This window comes from Sulfurimonas sp. (assembly GCF_023229025.1).
GTDB lineage: Bacteria > Campylobacterota > Campylobacteria > Campylobacterales > Sulfurimonadaceae > Sulfurimonas.
In genome coordinates, this window is record NZ_JALOAA010000006.1 from 44,853 (window position 1) to 65,518 (window position 20,666).

A 20,666-nucleotide genomic window follows, 5' to 3' on the forward strand; every position below is an offset into this window, starting at 1 on the left:
AATCGCACCCTATTTAGGGTACGATTAATAGAAAATTTATAACATAGTCAAAGAGTGACTACATCATACCGGGCATTCCACCCATGCCGCCCATTCCGCCCATGCCACTCATATCAGGCATTTCAGGTTTTTCTTCAGGTAACTCATATATAGCCGCTTCGGTTGTTAAAAGCAGACTTGAGATAGAAGTAGCGTTTGTAAGAGCTACGCGTCCCACTTTAAGTGGGTCAATAACGCCCGCTTCAAACATATCTACATACTCGCCTGTTGCTGCGTTAAAACCGATGTTTTCATTTGTAGCGCTCTCAACAGCATTAACAACCACACCTGCATCGTAACCCGCATTTGTCGCTATCTGCTTTAGTGGAGCTTTTATAGCACGAAGAATTATCTCACAACCGATTTTTTGATCGCCAGTAAGGTCTAGTTTTACTTTTGAAGCAGCGCGTACTAGAGCAGCTCCGCCACCGATAACGATGCCCTCTTCAACAGCAGCTTTTGTAGCAGATAGTGCATCATCAACTCTATCCTTTTTCTCTTTCATCTCAGTCTCGCTTGCCGCACCTACTTTGATGACCGCAACACCGCCGCTTAGTTTTGCCAGACGCTCTTGAAGTTTCTCTTTGTCGTACTCGCTTGAAGTAGCATCTATCTGAACTTTGATTTCAGAGATTCTTTTTTGTACGTTGCTAGCTTCTCCTGCTCCATTTACTATTACGGTATTGTCTTTATCTATTACAACACGTGAAGCTTGACCTAGTTGTTCCATTGTTGCTCCACTAAGAGTGTGTCCTGTCTCTTCAGAGATAACCGTTCCTGCTGTTAAGATAGCAATATCTTGAAGCATCGCTTTTCTTCTATCTCCAAAACCAGGAGCTTTTACCGCAGAGATATTTAAAACACCGCGAAGTTTGTTTACAACCAGAGTTGAGAGTGCTTCACCCTCTACATCTTCTGCAATTATGAGAAGCGGGCGTGAACTCTTTTGAACCTGCTCTAAAACAGGTAGCAAATCTTTTAATGAAGTGATTTTGCTGTCAACAAGTAAAATCCAAGGGTTTTCAATCTCAGCTGTCATCTTCTCAGTATTTGTAATAAAGTATGGGCTTAAATATCCACGATCAAACTGCATACCCTCTACAACATCAAGCTCATCAGCTATACCCTTAGCCTCTTCAACAGTTATAACACCATCTTGCCCTACTTTTTCCATAGCTTCGGCAATCATGTCTCCTATTGCTGTATCTGAGTTAGCAGAGATTGTTGCAATTTGTGCAATATCTTTTTTACCGCTTACTGCTTTACTAGATGCTTTTAAATTTGCTAAAATCGCTTCGCAAGCCTTGTCCATACCGCGTTTAACTTCGATAGGATTCGCACCTGCAGTAATGTTTCTAAGACCTTCAGAAAAGATTGCATTTGCCAAAACTGTCGCAGTTGTAGTTCCATCTCCCGCCTCATCGGCAGTTTTTGAAGCAACATCCTTTACAAGTGAAGCACCCATATTTTCCAATTTATCTTTTAGCTCTATCTCTCTTGCAACTGAAACTCCATCTTTTGTGATTACAGGGTTACCGTAACTCTTTTGTATAAGTACGTTACGTCCGCGAGGGCCCATTGTCACTTTTACCGCATCTGTTAGTTTTGCAACACCGCGAGCTAACGAATTTCTTGCATTGTCTGAAAAAATTATCTCTTTTGCCATTTTGTCTTCCTTATCTTAGTTTATTTTTTTATGATTCCAAAAATATCTTCAGTCTCTAAAACTAGAAACTTCTCGCCATCAAGCGAAATTTCACTACCGGAAAACTTTCCAAAAACGACTAAGTCCCCGCACTTAACTTCGCTTACTTCGGAGCTAACAGCCACCACTTCGCCTTTTGAAGGCTTCTCTTGTGCATTATCAGGAATAATAATACCACTACTCGTAGTATTTGCCTCTTCTACTCTTTTTACTAGGACTCTTTTGCCTAATGGTTGAAAATTCATTTAAACTCCTTAAATAATATGATTTACGAGCGCAATATTACAAAAAAAAGGTAACAAAGTCAACATCTTTAGTTGACTACACTAAACTTTTCTTATTAATTATAGTCAATGTTTTTGATATTAATCTATTTTTTTACTTTTTGGATTATCTTTGTACTTTTTGATTGGCTTTTTTAACTTCTTAGCTTATTTAAAGTTTTAAAGAAGTATAATTCTGCCTCTTAAAAGATGTCAGGGTAGCTCAGCTGGTTAGAGCGCTGGTCTCATAAGCCGGAGGTCGAGAGTTCAAGTCTCTCCTTTGACACCATTTTTTAAGACTCTTCAAATATTCCGGATTAGCTCAGCGGTAGAGTAGGTGACTGTTAATCACTTGGTCACTGGTTCGAATCCAGTATCCGGAGCCATTTATATATCAATATTTAACGACGAAAATCAAATCTATTACAACGATTTAAACAACCTCTATCTTTACATCGGCTATCTCTATAGTATCTCCACAAACAATTTTTGCTCTTTTTCTAAGTTCAATCTCACCGTTTCTTTTTACATGTCCATCAGCTATAATCATTTTTGCCTCTGCTCCGCTGTCAACTAAATCCAAAACTTTTAGAAGCTTGTAGAGTTCTATGAACTCATCTTTTAACTCATACTTCATGCTCTTTTTCCTTTTTTGTGTGAAATAGTATCAGACAACTCTGATATTTCAACACAAAATCAGCATTAAACACCCTCATCTATTATTGAAAATCCAAGATCATACATAGCTTTGTCAACCATCTCTATAGCTTTTGCCATAGTTTTTTGTGAAATTTCCGGAAGTTCCCCTCCCCACATAGCTTCTGCTTCTTTAAACCCCTGAATCATCCCTTCACGCCCTGCACGAAATCTACTCTCATCATTACCTGCCCCGTTTATGACAAACTCAGCTATTCTAGTAGAGGTCTTATCTATGCCAAAAAAACCATCTTCGCTTACAAGCTCTGATGCCTCCTCTTTTGAGAGTTGAGCAATCGGTTTTCCATCATATCCAATGCTTGTTAAAAAATTTCCAAACTCCTCATGCTGTTTTTTAAAAAGGTCATCCTCTTTGGAGATACCACCTTGTATAGCAGTCGAATTAAAAGCTACAGCATTTGCATTTTGTCTTATCTGTTCTCTAATCTCTGATGCCTCATCTTTTGTAAGCTTCTGGGTAAAAAGAGGTTTAATCTCTATACTTTTTTTTGCAGGCTCAAAAACCTGACTATTTGAAGATATTTGCATTGCAAACTCCTTTGCATTATTTACACATTATAAATCGGCTAAATCCATTTATTGTGTAAAGTTTAAAAATTTGTATGTAAAAATAAAAACTTTTGATATAATGTTTTTGATGAAAGATTTGTGTGAGTTCATCTATTAGTATATTCTGCTAGACAAACGACTCCCCTATATTTTGACTCCACTTCCAAAAAGAAGTGAATTTTTACCAAAGAGGTACTCCAACATGGCAGAATTGCTAGACGGATCAGTTAAATGGTTCAATGAAGAAAAAGGTTATGGTTTTATTCAACAAGAAAATGGCGGTAAAGATGTATTTGTACACTTTCGCCAAGTAAACAGAACGGGTCCAGGTCGCGTCTCTTTATCTGAAGGTCAAAGGGTAACTTTTGAACTAGGAGAAGGACAAAAAGGTCCTCAAGCTGAGAACGTAACTCCGTTATAGGTTTTACTTTGCAGGTTTCATCCTTGTGATGGACCTGTAAATCTTCTAATCTAGATCTTTAAAGAAATCTAACTCAAACTCTCTTTAAAAAAACAAAACTTTTTTTCTCAAAACCATTTTGCTCATAAAATTTATGTGCACCTTCTCTTTTAAACCCCGAAGATAGAACTATATTTTCACACATTCCCATCTTTGCATAGTCATGTAGGTACTCAAGTATCATTTTTCCATATCCGCTACCTCTATACTTTTTATCTGTAACTAAATCAAAAACAAAAAGATGCCTTTTGTGATAAAGATTTGTCTGAATAGCAACACCGGCATAAGTTATCAATATTTCATCATCCATAACTCCTATCATTTTATACTCTATGCTTCTCATCTCATATATAAGATCTTCAAACTCATCATAAGTTAATTCCGTTCGAAGTTGTGATACAACATCATAAACACTAAGTAGCTCTTTTAAGTCCAACTCTCTAATCTGCATATATACCTCGTGCTTAAAAAATTATAAAATATTATACTAAATTCGCTACAATACAACTAAAAAAGAGTCAAACAATGAACGGTGATTTATAAAATGGCAACAAAAAATTTTGAAGTAATAATTGTCGGAGCCGGAATATCAGGAACGGCACTAGCATATGAGTTAGCAAGATATACAGATATAAAATCCATAGCTATTTTAGAAAAATATGAAAATATAGCCACCCTTAACTCCTCTGGGACTAGCAACTCTCAAACTATACATGTAGGGGATATTGAGACAAACTATACGCTTCAAAAAGCCGCAATTACAAAACGTACGGCAAAGATGGTTGAGAAGTACTGCTTAGGACACCGCTATCAAAACAAGATAATATTTTCACATCAAAAAATGGCTCTGGGAGTAGGCAAAAAAGAGGTTGAGTTTCTACTGCATCGTTATGAAGAGTTTTCTGAACTCTTTCCATATCTTGAAGTTTGGGACAAGGAGAGATTAAAAGAGCTTGAACCTCGTGTCGTATTTGATGAAGATGGCAATGAACGCAAAGAGGATATAGTAGGTATAGGCGCTAAAGATCAGTGGACTACTGTTGATTTTGGAAAACTCTCAACCTCATTTATAGAAAATGCAAAAAAAGAAAAAGATGTAGAACTAGAGCTTTTTTTAAATACAAAAGTAGAAAAAATTCAAAAGAGTAAAAAACGCGGGTATGTCGTTAAAACAAAAAACGATACCTTCTATGCTGATTTTGTAGTTGTAGATGCAGGTGCGCACTCTCTGTTTTTAGCACACAAAATGGGCTTTGGCTTAAACCTCGGATGTCTTCCGGTAGCGGGGAGTTTTTATATTACTAATGAAAAGATGTTAAATGGTAAAGTCTATATGATCCAAAATCCAAAACTCCCTTTTGCGGCTCTTCATGGTGATCCTGATGTCTTAGCAGATTCAAATACACGATTTGGTCCGACTGCTTTAATGCTTCCAAAACTAGAGCGTTACAAAAAAGGAACTTACTTAGATTTCTTTAAAACTTTAAGATTTGATAAAAATATAGCCATTGCTCTTTGGAAACTTCTAAAAGAGCGCGATATACGCAGATATATCTTTAGAAACTTTCTTTTTGAAATCCCTTTCTTAAATAAATATCTATTCTTAAAAGATGCCAGAAAAATTGTTCCCTCTCTAAAACTCGATGAGTTTAGATATGCAAAAGGCTTTGGCGGTGTTCGTCCACAAGTTCTAAACAAAGATGAGCAAAAACTCCTGCTTGGGGAAGCCTCTATCTATACGGGAGAGGGTTTAATATTTAACATGACACCATCCCCGGGTGCGACATCTTGTCTTGGAAATGCAGAGAGAGATTTAAAATATATCGTTAAATATCTAGGGAAAAATTTTGATGAAAAAAAATTTAATGATGAGCTTACAGATGGTGAATATTGCGTGCTTCCTGAACCTATTGCATCTCAAAAAGCTATAGTAAATCTCATCAGAGCAGAGATTCAAAGAACAGAAGAGAAGTATCTCAAAGATACTTATCAAAATAAACCTGATGCTGATTTTTGGGATAAACCACACAGTAAAATATAAGGCAAATATATGAAATTTTTATCTCTTTTAGTTATCACTCTTTTGTTACTATCTGGATGTAGTGCAAAAGAGTTCAATGATGGTGTAGATAGCATTACTAGCGATATAACAAATGCTTTTGATGCCGGAAAAGACAAATCCACAGACTAGCAATAATCAAGCTTTAAACAACAATCAGCTATAATCGCGAAAAATAAGAGGCAGAGATAGATTTTTTGCCTAAGCGAGAGTGAACAATGGTAACAGTACAAAATTTAATAATGCGTTATGGAAATAGAGTTCTATTTCAAGATATAAACCTTAAACTAGATCGTCACAAAAGATATGGACTAATCGGTGCAAACGGTGCCGGAAAAACAACCTTTTTAAAAATACTAAGCGGTCAGATTAAGGAGTATGAGGGTGAAGTTATAATCCCAAAAACAAATAAGGTTGGGGTTTTAGAACAAAATCAATACGCTTATGAAAATTTCACTATTGCTGATGCGGTTCTTTATGGAAATAAAAGACTCTATGATGCAATCAAAGAAAAAGAGGAAATCTACGCAACAGGAGACTTTGAAGATGATGCCGTAAACAATCGGCTTGCAGAGCTTGAGACTATCTGTGTTGAAGAAGACCCTACTTATGAGTATGATGTAAACATAGCAAAAATTCTTGAGAATGTAGGGATTCCTGCAACTAAACATAATGAACTTATGAGCACACTTGATAGTGCCGATAAGTTCAAAGTACTTCTAGCTCAGGTTCTATATCCAAGACCTGACGTACTATTCTTAGATGAGCCTACAAACAACCTCGATATCCAAACAATCAGCTGGCTAGAGGATGAACTACAGCGTCATGAGGGGACTATGGTAGTAATCTCTCATGATAGACACTTCCTAAATGCTGTTGTCACAAATATTCTTGATGTTGATTATCAAAAAATCCGCGAATTTACAGGCAACTATGATGATTGGTATATTGCTGCAAATGTTATGGCTAAACAGCAAGAGCTTGATAATGCAAAAAAACAAAAAGAGAAAGAGCAGCTTGAAGCTTTTGTTCGCCGTTTCTCTGCAAATGCATCAAAAGCAAAACAGGCTACCTCAAGACAGAAGCAACTTGAAAAATTAAATATAGAAGATATAAAACCATCATCTCGCCGTGACCCGAGTATTGTTTTTAAAGCAAAAAGAGTTATGGGCGATGAGGCTCTAAATTTGATTGATATAAACCACTCTTATGGTGATAACGAAGTTCTTAAAAATATCAATCTCAAATTTGACCCGGATGAAAAAGTTGCACTAATCGGTCCAAACGGTGTGGGTAAAACAACTCTTTTAAAGATAATAATGGAAGAGATAAAACCTAATAGTGGAGAGGTTCACTGGGGTGCAACTATTGAGAGCAGCTACTTTCCACAAGATACGGCTGACATTATCAAAGGCGATGGAACTCTATATGATTGGCTAAGAGGGTTCGACCCAAAACGCGATATTGCAGAGATTAGAAACTGTTTGGGGAGAATGCTCTTTTCCGGTGAACAGCAAGAAAAATCAGTTGTAAGCATCTCAGGTGGAGAAAAACATAGAATGATGCTTAGCAAGATGATGCTTGAGGGCGGAAACTTCTTAGTTTTAGATGAGCCATCAAATCATCTTGACTTAGAAGCAATCATCGCACTCGGAGAAGCTCTTTATAACTTCAAAGGCAATGTTATATGTGTCTCTCATGACCGTGAACTTTTAGATGCTTTTGCAAATCGCATAATTGAGCTAAGAGAAGATGGCAGCTATGTAGACTTTAAAGGGAGCTACGAAGAGTTTGCAGAGGCTAAGGAAAAAGGTGAAATATAAAAATTTTTTAGGACTTGGGATTGCCGGCAACTTTGCGCTTCATTTAGCTCAAGCCGGTGAGCTTGAAGATTTTAAAGATGTGATTACCGCAGATGAAGCAGCACCTAAAGGGATGTTCCCTTTTTACCTGCCTCTACCTGTTAAAGAGGCAAAAGCTATCTTAAACACATATCCTCTATCTAGTTCTACTATCAAACATCCAAACGAGAGCCTCAATATACAAGCAGAACCTGAAGTTGCTCTTATATGTAAACTTGAGTACAAAGAGAACAAGCTCTTTAGAATAACACCTACTCATTTTGGAGCCTATAACGACTGCTCCATAAGGGTTGCAGGTGCCAGCAAAATCAGTGATAAAAAGAACTGGGGAGCTGACTCTAAGGGCATAAGTGATAACTTAATCGCCATAGAGAGCTTTAGTGAAGGCTCCATAATGGACAGCTACTCCATCTGCAGTTTTTTAAAAAGAGACGGCGAAGTTCATGCATATGGAGAGGATGTTGAGCTAAGCGGCTATAGCTACTTTTATGAGAAACTGCTTGATTGGATGATAAAGCAGATAAATACTCAAGAGGATTTTGGTCCACTTGAGCCGCTTAGCGAGTACATAAGTGCATGTGCATACCCAACTGACGCGATAATTAGCATAGGTGCGACAAGATACACCTCTTATGGGGAGAACACTTTTTTAAAAGAGGGCGATGAAGTTTTTGTAATACTTTATAACAGCAAGACTTTATCTTATAAAGAGATTTTACAAAATGTAAAAAACAACACTTTAAACAGTGCAGATATAAGCATCTTGAGGCAAACTGTTATATCATGAGCAGAGGAAAGAAGCTTGACATCTTTATTGGTGCAGATATAGAAGATGGCTGGGCAGAAATAGAGTCACCACGAAAAACAGTAGTTGCAAATGAGATACTAGAACCATCCAAGCACTCTTTATTATTTAAAAAAGAGAAGCGGCGCGGCAAGGTTGTTACCATTGTTGGGGAGTTTCAACTCCAAGAGAGTGATTCTGAAGCTATATTAAAAATGCTAAAGAAAAAACTAGGCTGCGGCGGCACTATAAAAGATGGTTGGATGGAGTTTCAAGGAGAGCCCAGAGATAAACTAAGAGCTCTTCTTGTCCAAGAGGGCTTTAAATTTAGGCAGGGGCATTAGCCTCCTCTGTTAACCCTCTAGCTCCTAAATTACCATACCTGTGATATGAGTCTGTAACACTCTGCTCTATAAAGTAGTGAAGTAGCTCTACCCTGCCATGAGAGACAAAAGGCTCACTTATTATCTGTTTTGCTTCATCTTTTATAGCATCATAGATAGTTTTACCTACATGTGAAGGGTTTAAAAATCTAACTCTTTGTACTTTTTTTATCGACTCTATCAGCTCCTGCTCATTTTGAAGCTCTAAGATATCCTCTTTTTCCAAAATATCTTTAGAGTTATTTATAAGCCATGCAAGCTCATCGCTATCTATCTTTTTAGGGAGTGAGATGTGAAGCTTTGCACCTGCAATCTTTGCCGCAGAGATTGATGATAATATCTCATGGAGCAAATCACTATTTTCACATCTAAGCAAAACAGATTTGACACCCAAGTACCTAATTACATTGCTCTCGCCTCTTATATTTGAATAGTCATGCTCTTTACTAAACTCCTCCTCATACCAGCAACTAAACTCCTCTTCTATCCTTTTTGCCCTCTCTAATTCATCCGGTATTTTAGATTTCGCTGTAGTATCTGTTGCTCTTATATTCATAAACTGCGTTACATAGTTAAATCCGCCGGCTTTCTTACCGCTTCCTATTGCAGATTTGCCCATTCCGCCAAAAGGCTGTCTTATCACTATTGCGCCTGTTGTACCACGATTTATATATAGATTCCCTGCTCTTAAAGACTCTTTCCAAATCTCCTGTTCTCTATTATCAAGGCTCTCTATACCGGATGTCAGACCGTAGCCTGTCGAGTTTACAATATTGATAGCATCATTTAAATCTTTTGCACGCATTACACTAAGAACAGGTCCAAAAAGTTCATTCATATGACAAAAGTCACCGACTGTTGTTCCCCATCTAATGGAGGGTTTTAACATATAAGGGTTGTCGTTGTTTGCGTAGCTTGGTTTTATAAGCCACTCTTCGCCCTCATCTAAAAAGCTTAAAGCTTTTTCCAAATTACCCGAAGGTTTTGAGCTAAGTGTTCCGATTCTATTTTTAAAATCCCAAACCGAGCCTACCTCAAGAGAAGACGTTGCATCTATAAGCATTTTTTTGAAACTCTCATCACTATACAACTCCTCTTCTAAAACAAGCAGTGATGTTGCAGAGCACTTCTGTCCGGAGTTGTTAAATGCGGAAGCTACGACATTTTTAACAGCCTGATCACGATCTGCCATAGATGTGACTATAGTCGCATCTTTACCGCCTGTCTCTGCACTAAGGTGAATATCAGGACGCAGTTTTATCATGTCGTATGCTGTCTGCTCGCCTCCTGTAAATATTGTAAAATCTATATCTCTATTTGTAACAAGCTCTTCTCCTGCTAAAGCTCCGCTTGATGGAAGAAACTGAAGCGTATTTTTACTCACACCCGCACTCCAAAAACATTCACAAACCATATGTGCGCAAAGAACCGCATCTGATGCAGGCTTTAGTATAACGGTGTTTCCAGCTGCAAGTGCTGCAGCAACACCGCCTGCCGGAATCGCTATAGGGAAGTTCCAAGGACTCACTACAAGCCCCACTCCTTTTGGAGCTGTTTGTACACCCTCTAGCTCCTCTATCTTTCTAGCGCTATATGGATAAAAGTTTAAAAAATCTACAGCCTCTGAAACCTCAACATCTGTTTCTGTAAAAACCTTTCCTACCTCTGCAGCTGCAATCCCGATAAGGTCACCCCTTCTCTTTCTAAATTCATGTGCGGCGTCCATAAGTATTCTCTGGCGCTCATTTAAAGCTAGTTTTCGCCACCCATCGGGATCTTTTTTTGCTACCCTCACGGCTTCTTGCATCTCTTTTGCACCTGCTTTTATGTATGAACCGACTACTATTCCATCATAATATTGCGATTTATCTATCACCTCTACAACATCACCACTCTTTACCTCTTTTGAGGCGACTACGGGCTGTACATGGTATCCACCCTCTTTTGCTATATTTTTATACTTATTTGCAATAGAGTCAGCCCACTTTTTATTTTGAAGAAGAGTAAAATCCGTATCTGCCTCACCATTATAAACATAGCTATCAAAATCAACCTCAGGCTTTATCGGCTCTATATTTCTATCTTGTGTTCTATATGGAGTTAATCTTAAATCTGCTATCTCTTTTATCGCATCATCATAACTTTTTATAAGGGTATCCCAAGCCTCTGAACCTACTTTAAGCCCAAAACTATGGCGTAAAAAGTTCTGCTGTGCCGTATTTTCATCAAATCTTCTAACAAGATAAGCTATTGCATTTGTGAAGGTCTTTTTAGTTGCAGTCGGAGCATAAAGTATGACATCGACTCCCTCCTTTTTTAAGACTCTGTAAGCCGTCTCACTCATTCCCTCTAGCATCTCTGCACTATAAAATTCCTCAACACCTCTCTCTTTTGCCATAAGCATTCCAAGCGCATGATCAAAAAGATTGTGCGAAGCAACTCCAAGGTGCACATACGGTGCTATATCTGGATCTAAAAGATAATCCATAATCAGCTTAAAGCTTGCATCGCTTTGAGATTTTTTTCTATATGTAACGCACTCCCATCCCCTAAGGCTTGCCTCGGTAAGCTCCATCTCTTGATTTGCACCTTTGACCAGACGAATCTTTATAGGTGCACCACCATCTTTTACTCTCTCTTTGGCCCAAATAACCAAATCTTTCGCCAGCTCAAAAGCTTCGGGAAGATATGCTTGAAGAACAATTCCCGCATGAAGATCTTTAAACTGCTCTAATGAGAGTGTCTTTTTAAATACATCGATTGTTAAATGAACATCTTTATACTCTTCCATATCCAGATTTACAAACTTATCTTTTTCTCTACCATCAACATCGATAAACCTGTTTTGCATTGCTACACTATATATTTTTTCAAGCTTCTTTGAAACATGCTCAACGCTCCAATCATGAGCTAGAGGATTTATCTGAGAAAAAATTGTAGATATCTTTATGGAGATATAGTCTATGTGCGGATTTTGCAAAGTTTTTATATATTTATTTACTCTCTCATCCGCCTCTATCTCACCTAAAACTATCTCGCCGATTATATTTACATTTACTCTTGTTCCCTCTTTTTTCCTCTTTTTTATATGCTCTATGAGATACTTCTCTTCTCCAGGGATTACTACATTTTTTATATCGTTTCTTAAATATTTTATAAAAATCGGAATAGAGATATTTGTCATATATATGCCGACCTTACGAAATGAGAGTACAAGAAGCTCTTCAAAAGTGCTAAAAAAACTCGCATCTTTATACTTCTTAAAAATATACTCTATCTGATCTGCTACTCTTCTTGGGTTGTTTGAACGAAAGCTCTGATCTAAAAGCTCGATTAAAAATATCTTATTTATTGGATCTTTTAACATTCTTCCCATAGTGTCATGAAACTTATGCTCAGTCGAATCTCTATGCTCATCTATGTATAATTGCCACTCTTTTGCAATACTTTTTGCCTCTTGTAATCTATCTTTTCTATCTTTGGATATATTCATTATTATAACTTCCCATTCAATACAGTTTGCTGCTAGCCTATCTAAAAAATAGAGGTTTAGTCAATAAAAACTACCCAATTCATACATATATTTACGTTTTTTTAATGATTTTTGGAGTATTATCCCTACATATTTTAAAAGTAAGGAAACTGTATGCCGTATGTTAAAGAAGTATTTGAATATTTAAAGAGATCTAGCCCGTCTCAAAAAGAGTTTTATCAGGCTGCTGAAGAGGTACTTGAGTCATTACGACCTTTAATGATTAAATATCCAAAATATAGAGATCACAAAATTATAGAGAGAATTGTTGAGCCTGAGAGACAGATACTCTTTCGTGTAAACTGGGTTGATGACAATGGCGAGATTCAAGTAAACAAAGGTTATCGTATAGAATTTAACTCCGCACTTGGACCCTATAAAGGCGGTTTGAGATTTCATCCAAGTGTAAATGCCGGTGTTATCAAGTTCTTAGGTTTTGAGCAAATATTTAAAAACGCTCTTACGGGACTTCAAATCGGAGGCGGAAAAGGGGGGAGTGATTTCAACCCTAAAGGCAAATCTAACAATGAAATTATGAGATTTTGTCAAGCTTTTATGAGCGAACTATTTAGACATATAGGCGCAAATACAGATGTTCCTGCCGGAGATATTGGAGTCGGAGCAAGAGAGATTGGCTATATGTTTGGAATGTACAAAAAACTTGCAAATAAATATGAGGGCGTACTAACCGGAAAATCGCTAAAATGGGGCGGTTCACTCGCAAGAACAGAGGCTACGGGCTATGGCGCTGTTTACTTTGCAAAATATATGCTTGAAGATAGAGGCGAGACACTAGAGGGCAAAAAATGTGTAGTCTCAGGAAGTGGAAATGTCTCTATCTATACAATTGAAAAACTTTATCATCTAGGAGCTACTCCTATTACATGTAGTGATTCAAACGGTATGATTTATGATGCAGAGGGAATTGATTTAGAACTTCTAAAAGAGCTAAAAGAGGTAAAAAGAGAGAGACTTACTGAGTATATAAAACATAGACCAAATGCAATATACACTCCGGTTGAAGAGTACCCAGAGGATTGTAATGGAGTTTACACAGTTCCTTGTTATGCAGCATTTCCAAGTGCTACGCAAAACGAATTAAATCTAAATGATGCAAAAAACCTCCTTGCAAACGGCTGTTTCTGCGTAAGCGAAGGTGCAAATATGCCATCAACTCTTGATGCTGTTCACGCCTTTATTGACGCAAAAATTTGTTACGGTCCGGGTAAAGCTGCAAATGCGGGAGGTGTTGCTACAAGTCAATTAGAGATGGCTCAAAACGCCTCTATGGTTAACTGGACTTTTGAAGAGGTTGATACAAAACTAGCTCAAATTATGAAAAGTATCTATGTAAGTGCGAGTGCTACGGCTGCCGAATTTGGCGAACCGACAAACTTGGTTTTGGGTGCAAATATCGCAGGATTTAGAAAAGTAGCAGACGCTATGATTGAGCAGGGGCTAGTTTAAGCACTTGCTTCCTCCGCTACATGCGGAGTTGTAACGCTTATGTTTGTAGTTATACAGTAACCGTCTCTTCCACTCTCTTTTGCCTTGTATAGCATCTCATCGGCTTTGCTTATCAAAATCTCCTCATCTAGTGCTTCATCGGCAAGGCAGTTAGCAACACCGATAGAGACGGTTAAAAACTTATTTATTTTAGAGCCTTCATGTTTAATCTCGCGTGCTTTTATAGAGTCACAAATATTTCTAGCAATTATTGCGCTGTTATCTTCGGTTACTTCTGTTAAGAGTATTCCAAACTCCTCGCCTCCTAACCTAAATACAAAATCACTCGGACGCTTAAGAACATCTTTGAAAACTTTTGCGACACTCTTAAGCGCGAAATCTCCCTCTATATGCCCATAAATATCGTTATACTGCTTAAAGTAGTCGATATCAAGCATCATAAACGTAATATTGCTATGATTTCTTTTTGCTCTTTTAATCTCTCTATCATATACAAGGTTGAAATATCTTCTATTATGTAGATTAGTAAGCGAGTCGGTATATGAAGCGTTTTCTAACTTTTTATTTGCAATTTTTAACTTTTTTGTTGTTATCTCTAACGCAGTCTGATCATTTTGTATGCTCTTAAAAACATAAAAAGAGATTATCATGACACAAAAAATTACCATTATTAAAATTGAACCGACTTTTACTAATATACCTTCATAGAGCGTTAGGAAGTTTTTCCGCTCATATCTAGCAACATCAACCTCATATGATATCAACTTGTTTACAACCTGATGAACATGTGCTACTTTTTTTTCAATATTGCTAATTGATAGTTTTTTTGTGTCATTTCCCTGTGATATAGCTTCTACTATTCTATATAGATAGCTGTTTATAGCTTTTATCTCTGATGCGGCATACTCAACATAACCAAGCTCATAATCTCTTTTAAAATGAGATTCATAGCTTTTCCACTCTTTTTCAACACTCTGTATTGTATTTTTAATTTGTGATTTTACTTCATGCGGAGCAATCTCTGCATTTTTTGCTCTATAGAGTGTATTTGCCAATGTGCCTTGATATGTTTGAACTATTTTATTTAACTCTATTACCGGCACTAAAGAGCCAAAATATAGGGAGTCTAGATTTTTTTTCATTGAGTTTAGATTTATTGCACCCATCACTCCAATTATGATAAGCCCAAGTGTAATAATTATAAAAATAAAAAAAAGTTTACTTTTTAACTTTAGAGTCTCTATAAAATTCATTACAACATCTCCAAAAACATTCTTTAACTACAGCAAACGCCATTCCAGAATATAAATAGATATCTAAGAGAGAGTAAAAGGTGCAATTTTGTAACGATATTATCACAATAATCACATTTTTATTATGAAATTAAAAAAACTTATACTATAATGTTACTATTATAAAAAAAAAGAAATAATTATTTGGATTAAGAATGGATAAACACACAATTATAATTGTTGAAGATGATGAGATTACAGCATTAAACTTGAAACTATCACTTCAAAAACATGGCTATGAAATAGTTGCAATGTATGACAATGCAGAGGAAGCAGAAGAGAAAATAGCTTCTTATAGACCTGATGTTATTATTATAGATATCTCCCTACAAAAGAGCAATGACGGAATTGAGCTTGCAAAAACGATTAGACAAAATTACGGTATCCCGTTTATCTTTTTAACCTCTTACAGCGATGATGATATCATAGCAGAGGCGGCAAAAACAGAGCCTTACGGCTATATAGTAAAACCTTTTGACCCCTCCTCTCTTCATGCAACGATACAGATGGCAATTTTTAAATTTGATATGGAGAACAAAAGAAGTGAAGAGGTAACTACCGCAAAACTAGACCAAAACAGCGTAGAGAAGCTTCTCTACGCTAAAAGAGAGTCTGATATGCCTTTCATATCTTTTGGTAACGGCTACATTTTAGATATATCTCAAGATGAGATACTATATAACAATGAGAAGATAAAGCTTACGAAAAAGGAGCGGGCAATCCTTAGACTTCTTGTTGCAAAGCTTGGAAATACCATCAGCTTCTCTCAAGCGATTGATTATGTATGGAGTGAAAACGGGGCTACAGAAAATAGCATTAGAACACTTGTATGGAGACTTAGAAGTAAGCTTCCTACAGACATTATTAGAAATGCTTCTGGGATTGGTTACTATATAGAGAAGTAATCAGCTAACTTTTATCTGAGACAACTCACTCTTTATTTTTTTAAAGGAGTGTTCAAAATCAAAATCTTCACTCTTGGCTTTTGCCATCTTCTCGATTTTCTCACTCTCCTCTTGTATAACTTCAAGTCTAAAATTACCGCTTGAACCTTTTATACTATGAGCGATAAGTGACATTTTTTTATAATCCTTTGAAGCTATTGCCTCTTTTAGCTCGGGGATTTGAATTGTCATCTTTTTTAGAAACATCTGGATAAGTATTACAAGCTCATCACTACTTAGCATCAACTCCTGTTTCAGTTTTTCATGGTTTAATCCTTCGATTCTGCTTTGAGCTTCGCTACCCTCAGAACTACTCTGCGCGGCATCTTCTGAAACCTTAAGGTAATTGAAAAAAACTCTCTCTAGCTCTTCAATTTCAATCGGTTTTCCTAAAAATGAGTCAAACCCACTCTTTAATCCTCTCTCTTTTGCACCTTTTATTACATTTGCCGTTAATGCGGATACCGGCGTATGTCTTAATCCGCTCTCCTTTTCATACTTTATAATATTTCTAACAGCTTCATTACCGTCCATTATAGGCATCTGTTCATCCATTAAAATAAGATCATATCTGTTTTTTTTATAAAGATTTAGCGCTTCTAGTCCATTTTTTGCCAAATCAAAAGTTAATCCATACTTACTAAGTAATATTTTAATAAGCTCTTGATTTGCTTCATTATCCTCAGCTACCAAGATATGTCCTTCAAACATCATGGCCCTTTGGCTCTTATGTACAGAGAAAGAGTCTAAGTGCATAAGCTCATCAAAAGCAGTTCTAATTTTAGAGCAGTAAAGAGGAAAACATGCAGATGAGATGTGTGTATAGCTTTCATATCTATCGCTTGGATTACTTGTAATAGCAATATATTTTTTATCAGAGTTTATAATTCTCTCTTTTACGTCAGCATCAAGATACTCATCTAAAAATATAGCTATATCATACTCTATATCGAGATTATCCACCATCTCTATATTCATATTAAACATATCTGAGTATTTTAAAAAGGAGTCCGCTTTATATCCTCTAATCATATCTTTTGAGTAAAATACCGTTTTTAATGTCTTTAGCTCATCTATGTCTGAAAAAACTTGACACTCATAGTTATGAATATCTACCGGTATCTCAACCCAAAAAGTACTCCCCTCTCCCAGTTTTGACTTCACATGAAGGCTTCCGCCCATATGCTCTGAAAGTTGATGACAGATAGAGAGTCCAAGACCGGTTCCCTCTAGTTTCTCTATCTCCCATCTTCCTGCTTGCGTAAATGCGGTAAAGATACTTCGTATATCCTCCTCTGCTACGCCTATACCGTTATCTCTAACACTCACTTTTAATATATTGTTCTTACAACTTGCTTCAACATGAACATGTCCGCCGATTTTAGTAAATTTTATAGCGTTACTTAAGAGATTGGATAATATCTGCTTTATTCTCAGAGAGTCGGCATATAGCTCTTTTGGTATTGTAGGGTCTATGAAAGATGTAACTATAATGTCTTTGGCATTTGCAGAAGCTACAAAAAGCTCTAACGTATGACTTATCTCACTATGAATAGAGAAAATTCTAGGCTCAATTGCAAACTCACCGCTTCTTAACTTTGTAAAATCCAAAATATCGTTTATTATGCTTAGTAGATTCTCTCCGCTATTTAGAATAATCTCAAGATATCTCCTATGCTGTTTTGAGAGATCTTGCTCCATCAAAAGATTAACAAAGCCCAAAATTGCATTTAGCGGTGTCCTAATCTCATGTGACATATTAGAGAGAAAATAATCTTTTGCTTGTGAAGCTTTTTGTGCTTCGAGTCTTGCATCTATAAGAGTTGTGACATCATTGCCTATAGAGATATACTCTTTTGAGTTATCATACGGGTCTATTATTTTGGCAATTGTGACATCTATATAGAAGTAGCCTCCATCTTTTTTATTGTTCTTAATCGTACCCCTAAAAATACCTGCATTTTCAAGCTGAAACCATAAATCATCAAAATACTCTTGAGGCATATCCTCATGTTTTATCATGCTATGTTTACTGCCCATAAGCTCATCGACACTATATCCGCTAAGCTTTGCATACTTATCGTTTACATATGTAATTATTCCGTTTTCGTCTGTTTTAGAGATAATAGCACTCACATCAAGTGCATTTTGATACTCATTAAGCAGCTTTACATGCCGGTTTATCTCCTGCTCTTTCTCAAAAATCGTATCTGAATAATATTTTAAAATACTCTGAAGATTTCTATCAAATATATAAGAGAGCTCATAAAAAAGCTCCCTTGAGTCTATCTTGCTATCAAATGCAAACTCCATCATGGCTCTTCTAAAATGGCTACAAATCTCAAAAAGCTCATCTGCTCTTATATCTTTATCTTTAAGATAGTTAAGAAATTTTTGCATGATAGGACACTCTCCTATCTTTACCTCTCCTGCGATAACATCTATAAAATAGTCAAATACGCCATTGGCATAATTATCTAAAAACACATTTTTATCTATGTCATGAAGCTTTAGAAGTTTTTGCGGTGACTCATAAGAGAGCCATTTTAAAAGTACGGTCTCCTTCGATGCTGCTAAAGTATTTTTATGTTTTACAAGGTTTGGCAGTTTTTTTTCCATTGTATATTACTTTTCCTACATTATAAAATATGAGAACAACATAATCAAAAATAGATAATATTTAAAACTATAGTATCTAAAAATAGATATTTTTACCAAATCCAGAGCTGCCCTCTCCTCTAAGCTTTTACTATTTTGCTAATAATTTCATTAACATTTTTTGAGATTGATGGCTCTGACATCACTCTATCGAGCTCTTTTTTCATCAATTTTTTATTTACGCTGTTTAATTTCTCATATATCCTAAATGCTCCTGCCAGCCCTGAAGCCATCTGCGGATTTATCTTATCTATATCTATAATTTTGTCTGCTAAAAATTTATACCCCAACCCATCTTTTGAGTGAAAATGCTTATAGTTTCTTGCAAATACACCAATTAGTGAACGAAGAAGATTTGGCACGAGTTCATTGTACGCATTATCATTTTGAAGAGCCATTACTCTATCCAAAGTTCCCTCTCTATGAGATGCTGCTAAAATTGAGAAGTACTTGTTCATAACAAGAGTATCATCTTTGTACTTTTTGTAAAAATGCTCCATAGCAATCGCGGAGAACTTTGGCGAAATATTTTCTAAAACATCAAGGGCTGCTACTCTATCCGTCATAGTTACAGAGCTGTTATACTGCTCATAAGCAATTGCTACAATATCGTCACTCTCTAGTGCGCTAAGAAGCTTTAAAGAGCGGTTTTTTATGCTTCGCTTGCCTATACTCTCTGCATCAAGCTCTTTGGATGCTGGATTGTGGTTTTGCGTATAAATTTCTAAAAGCTTATCTTTAAATGTTAAAGCCAGATATTTTTGAAGCCTCTCTTTAGCTTCATATATAAGCTCAAAATCAACCACATTCTCTCTTTGCATAATTGCACTTACACTCGGCAAATCCATTAGAAGCGCTTTATATGATAACTCCAGTTCACTCTTTAAAATATGCTCAAAAGAGTGGATAAACTCCTTATCTATATCTTTGCCTTTTATAATATTTTCTATCGTTTTTAATCCAAAAGATTGAGCCGACTCATATTTTACATAGCTATTTGTGTCATGCTTCATTAAAAAAGCGTAGTTATTGTGAGATTGTTCAATTATTATCGGTGCAGAGAAATCTCTATTTGCGGATAAAACAGGCTTGTGCTTAAGGTTAAAAACAAACTCTTCTGTCTCTTTTGAGACTATAAGAGTCTTCTCTTGTATCTCTTTACCACTATCATCTAAAAGTGCAATCTTAAAGGGAAAAAAGTATGGTTTTTGCTCGCTGCCATCTACCCCTAGCGGTATTTTTTGAGTTAGACTAATTGTATATTTACCCTCATTAAAACTCTCTTCAATATTTAGTTTTGGCGTGCCTGATTGATGGTACCACCTCTCAAACTGGCTTAAATCAACTCCGCTTGCTTTGCTCATCGCCCATAAAAAGTCATTAGTTGTCACCGCTTGACCATCAAAAGTATCAAAGTACAAATCCATGGCTTTTTTGTACTTTTTCTCTCCCAAAAGAGTATGAAGCATGCGGATAACCTCAGCGCCCTTTTCATAAACCGTAGCTGTATAAAAGTTATTTATCGCCACGTATGAATTAGGCTGTATAGGATGCGCAACCCCTGATGCATCCTCCACAAACTGCCTCTCTCTTAGTGCATTTACATCATCAATGCGCTGTATCTCTTTTGAGTTCAAGTCTGCTGAGAAACACTGATCTCTAAATACCGTTAAACCCTCTTTGAGTGTGAGCTGAAACCAATCTCTGCATGTAATGCGGTTTCCTGTCCAGTTGTGAAAGTACTCATGCGCAATAACACTCTGAATTCCCATAAAATTGGCATCTGTTGCCGTATCTTCATCTGCTAAAACGTAAGCGGAGTTAAAAATATTAAGCCCCTTATTCTCCATCGCTCCCATGTTAAAACTATCAACCGCTACAATGTTATAGAGTTCTAAATCATACTCTCGTCCATAAACCTCTTCATCCCACTTCATGGCATCTTTTAACGA

The 20,666-nt window shown here is 36.5% G+C and carries 17 protein-coding genes and 2 tRNA genes; 10 read left to right on the plus strand and 9 right to left on the minus strand.

All coding sequences use genetic code 11. The features are described 5' to 3' along the window. Positions 1-58 precede the first annotated feature (58 nt). Together groL and groES are read right to left on the minus strand one after the other, a co-directional pair. On the minus strand, positions 59-1,705 hold the full coding sequence (groL, locus tag M0Q20_RS02685) for a chaperonin GroEL (RefSeq protein WP_295058600.1): 1,647 nt from the start codon (positions 1,703-1,705) through the stop codon (positions 59-61). Between the two features lie 20 nt (positions 1,706-1,725). Continuing rightward, positions 1,726-1,989, minus strand: a complete 264-nt coding sequence (gene groES / locus M0Q20_RS02690) for a co-chaperone GroES (protein ID WP_295058602.1) — start codon at positions 1,987-1,989, stop codon at positions 1,726-1,728. A gap of 230 nt (positions 1,990-2,219) precedes the next feature. Here groES and M0Q20_RS02695 point away from each other — a divergent pair. Together M0Q20_RS02695 and M0Q20_RS02700 are read left to right on the plus strand one after the other, a co-directional pair. Further along, positions 2,220-2,296: transfer RNA gene (locus M0Q20_RS02695), tRNA-Met, on the plus strand. A 22-nt stretch (positions 2,297-2,318) separates the two neighbouring features. Then, a tRNA-Asn gene (locus tag M0Q20_RS02700) sits at positions 2,319-2,393 on the plus strand. Positions 2,394-2,440: 47 nt separating this feature from the next. Here M0Q20_RS02700 and M0Q20_RS02705 read toward each other — a convergent pair. Further along, positions 2,441-2,644, minus strand: coding sequence for an RNA-binding S4 domain-containing protein (locus tag M0Q20_RS02705; protein WP_295058604.1), 204 nt, complete (start codon positions 2,642-2,644; stop codon positions 2,441-2,443). A 65-nt stretch (positions 2,645-2,709) separates the two neighbouring features. Continuing rightward, positions 2,710-3,252 carry a hypothetical protein gene (locus M0Q20_RS02710; protein WP_295058606.1) on the minus strand — a complete coding sequence of 181 codons (543 nt, stop codon included), beginning with the start codon at positions 3,250-3,252 and terminating at the stop codon, positions 2,710-2,712. 223 nt (positions 3,253-3,475) lie between these two features. Between M0Q20_RS02710 and M0Q20_RS02715 the strand changes: the two genes are divergently transcribed. Next, positions 3,476-3,694, plus strand: a complete 219-nt coding sequence (locus M0Q20_RS02715) for a cold-shock protein (RefSeq protein ID WP_295058627.1) — start codon at positions 3,476-3,478, stop codon at positions 3,692-3,694. A gap of 73 nt (positions 3,695-3,767) precedes the next feature. On the opposite strand, the gene M0Q20_RS02720 is transcribed toward M0Q20_RS02715, so the two are convergent. Then, the gene (locus M0Q20_RS02720; RefSeq protein WP_295058607.1) at positions 3,768-4,184 is read right to left on the minus strand and encodes a GNAT family N-acetyltransferase; all 417 of its coding nucleotides are present in this window, start codon (positions 4,182-4,184) and stop codon (positions 3,768-3,770) included. Between the two features lie 93 nt (positions 4,185-4,277). Between M0Q20_RS02720 and M0Q20_RS02725 the strand changes: the two genes are divergently transcribed. From M0Q20_RS02725 to M0Q20_RS02745, 5 genes are all read left to right on the plus strand, one after another. Beyond that, positions 4,278-5,774, plus strand: coding sequence for an FAD-dependent oxidoreductase (locus tag M0Q20_RS02725; protein ID WP_295058609.1), 1,497 nt, complete (start codon positions 4,278-4,280; stop codon positions 5,772-5,774). A 9-nt stretch (positions 5,775-5,783) separates the two neighbouring features. After that, positions 5,784-5,924 carry a hypothetical protein gene (locus M0Q20_RS02730; protein ID WP_295058611.1) on the plus strand — a complete coding sequence of 47 codons (141 nt, stop codon included), beginning with the start codon at positions 5,784-5,786 and terminating at the stop codon, positions 5,922-5,924. A gap of 86 nt (positions 5,925-6,010) precedes the next feature. Further along, complete coding sequence (locus M0Q20_RS02735; protein ID WP_295058613.1) at positions 6,011-7,615, plus strand: ABC-F family ATP-binding cassette domain-containing protein; 1,605 nt, start codon at positions 6,011-6,013, stop codon at positions 7,613-7,615. Further along, positions 7,605-8,441, plus strand: a complete 837-nt coding sequence (locus M0Q20_RS02740; protein WP_295058614.1) for a DUF5718 family protein — start codon at positions 7,605-7,607, stop codon at positions 8,439-8,441. Before M0Q20_RS02735 ends, M0Q20_RS02740 begins: the two co-directional genes overlap by 11 nt. Beyond that, positions 8,438-8,782, plus strand: coding sequence for a translation initiation factor (locus tag M0Q20_RS02745; protein WP_295058616.1), 345 nt, complete (start codon positions 8,438-8,440; stop codon positions 8,780-8,782). Before M0Q20_RS02740 ends, M0Q20_RS02745 begins: the two co-directional genes overlap by 4 nt. Here M0Q20_RS02745 and M0Q20_RS02750 read toward each other — a convergent pair. After that, on the minus strand, positions 8,766-12,314 hold the full coding sequence (locus M0Q20_RS02750; RefSeq protein ID WP_295058617.1) for a bifunctional proline dehydrogenase/L-glutamate gamma-semialdehyde dehydrogenase: 3,549 nt from the start codon (positions 12,312-12,314) through the stop codon (positions 8,766-8,768). The two genes, M0Q20_RS02745 and M0Q20_RS02750, sit on opposite strands and share 17 nt — an antisense overlap. 153 nt (positions 12,315-12,467) lie before the next feature. Between M0Q20_RS02750 and gdhA the strand changes: the two genes are divergently transcribed. Further along, positions 12,468-13,820: an NADP-specific glutamate dehydrogenase gene (gene gdhA, locus M0Q20_RS02755; protein ID WP_295058619.1), complete on the plus strand. Its 1,353-nt coding sequence runs from the start codon at positions 12,468-12,470 to the stop codon at positions 13,818-13,820. Here the strand turns inward: gdhA and M0Q20_RS02760 are convergent. Beyond that, positions 13,817-15,073 carry a diguanylate cyclase gene (locus M0Q20_RS02760; RefSeq protein WP_295058620.1) on the minus strand — a complete coding sequence of 419 codons (1,257 nt, stop codon included), beginning with the start codon at positions 15,071-15,073 and terminating at the stop codon, positions 13,817-13,819. The two genes, gdhA and M0Q20_RS02760, sit on opposite strands and share 4 nt — an antisense overlap. A gap of 194 nt (positions 15,074-15,267) precedes the next feature. Here M0Q20_RS02760 and M0Q20_RS02765 point away from each other — a divergent pair, with 194 nt between their 5' ends. Then, positions 15,268-16,017 carry a response regulator gene (locus M0Q20_RS02765; RefSeq protein WP_295058622.1) on the plus strand — a complete coding sequence of 250 codons (750 nt, stop codon included), beginning with the start codon at positions 15,268-15,270 and terminating at the stop codon, positions 16,015-16,017. On the opposite strand, the gene M0Q20_RS02770 is transcribed toward M0Q20_RS02765, so the two are convergent. Further along, positions 16,018-18,675 (minus strand): ATP-binding protein, encoded by a 2,658-nt coding sequence (locus M0Q20_RS02770; protein WP_295058624.1) that lies wholly within the window; start codon positions 18,673-18,675, stop codon positions 16,018-16,020. 119 nt (positions 18,676-18,794) lie between these two features. Continuing rightward, a partial coding sequence (gene pepN, locus M0Q20_RS02775) for an aminopeptidase N (protein ID WP_295058625.1) occupies positions 18,795-20,666 on the minus strand: 1,872 nt, incomplete at its 5' end.

What these genes read in the sequence shown, in the direction of transcription:
- M0Q20_RS02730 (WP_295058611.1), top strand. Translation starts at nt 5,784, where the DNA reads ATGAAATTTTTATCTCTTTTAGTTATCACTCTTTTGTTACTATCTGGA.
- M0Q20_RS02715 (WP_295058627.1), top strand. Translation starts at nt 3,476, where the DNA reads ATGGCAGAATTGCTAGACGGATCAGTTAAATGGTTCAATGAAGAAAAA.
- M0Q20_RS02745 (WP_295058616.1), top strand. Translation starts at nt 8,438, where the DNA reads ATGAGCAGAGGAAAGAAGCTTGACATCTTTATTGGTGCAGATATAGAA.
- M0Q20_RS02765 (WP_295058622.1), top strand. Translation starts at nt 15,268, where the DNA reads ATGGATAAACACACAATTATAATTGTTGAAGATGATGAGATTACAGCA.
- M0Q20_RS02750 (WP_295058617.1), bottom strand. Translation starts at nt 12,314, where the DNA reads ATGAATATATCCAAAGATAGAAAAGATAGATTACAAGAGGCAAAAAGT.
- gdhA (WP_295058619.1), top strand. Translation starts at nt 12,468, where the DNA reads ATGCCGTATGTTAAAGAAGTATTTGAATATTTAAAGAGATCTAGCCCG.
- M0Q20_RS02725 (WP_295058609.1), top strand. Translation starts at nt 4,278, where the DNA reads ATGGCAACAAAAAATTTTGAAGTAATAATTGTCGGAGCCGGAATATCA.
- M0Q20_RS02720 (WP_295058607.1), bottom strand. Translation starts at nt 4,184, where the DNA reads ATGCAGATTAGAGAGTTGGACTTAAAAGAGCTACTTAGTGTTTATGAT.
- groES (WP_295058602.1), bottom strand. Translation starts at nt 1,989, where the DNA reads ATGAATTTTCAACCATTAGGCAAAAGAGTCCTAGTAAAAAGAGTAGAA.
- M0Q20_RS02760 (WP_295058620.1), bottom strand. Translation starts at nt 15,073, where the DNA reads ATGAATTTTATAGAGACTCTAAAGTTAAAAAGTAAACTTTTTTTTATT.
- groL (WP_295058600.1), bottom strand. Translation starts at nt 1,705, where the DNA reads ATGGCAAAAGAGATAATTTTTTCAGACAATGCAAGAAATTCGTTAGCT.
- M0Q20_RS02710 (WP_295058606.1), bottom strand. Translation starts at nt 3,252, where the DNA reads ATGCAAATATCTTCAAATAGTCAGGTTTTTGAGCCTGCAAAAAAAAGT.
- M0Q20_RS02735 (WP_295058613.1), top strand. Translation starts at nt 6,011, where the DNA reads ATGGTAACAGTACAAAATTTAATAATGCGTTATGGAAATAGAGTTCTA.
- M0Q20_RS02770 (WP_295058624.1), bottom strand. Translation starts at nt 18,675, where the DNA reads ATGGAAAAAAAACTGCCAAACCTTGTAAAACATAAAAATACTTTAGCA.
- M0Q20_RS02705 (WP_295058604.1), bottom strand. Translation starts at nt 2,644, where the DNA reads ATGAAGTATGAGTTAAAAGATGAGTTCATAGAACTCTACAAGCTTCTA.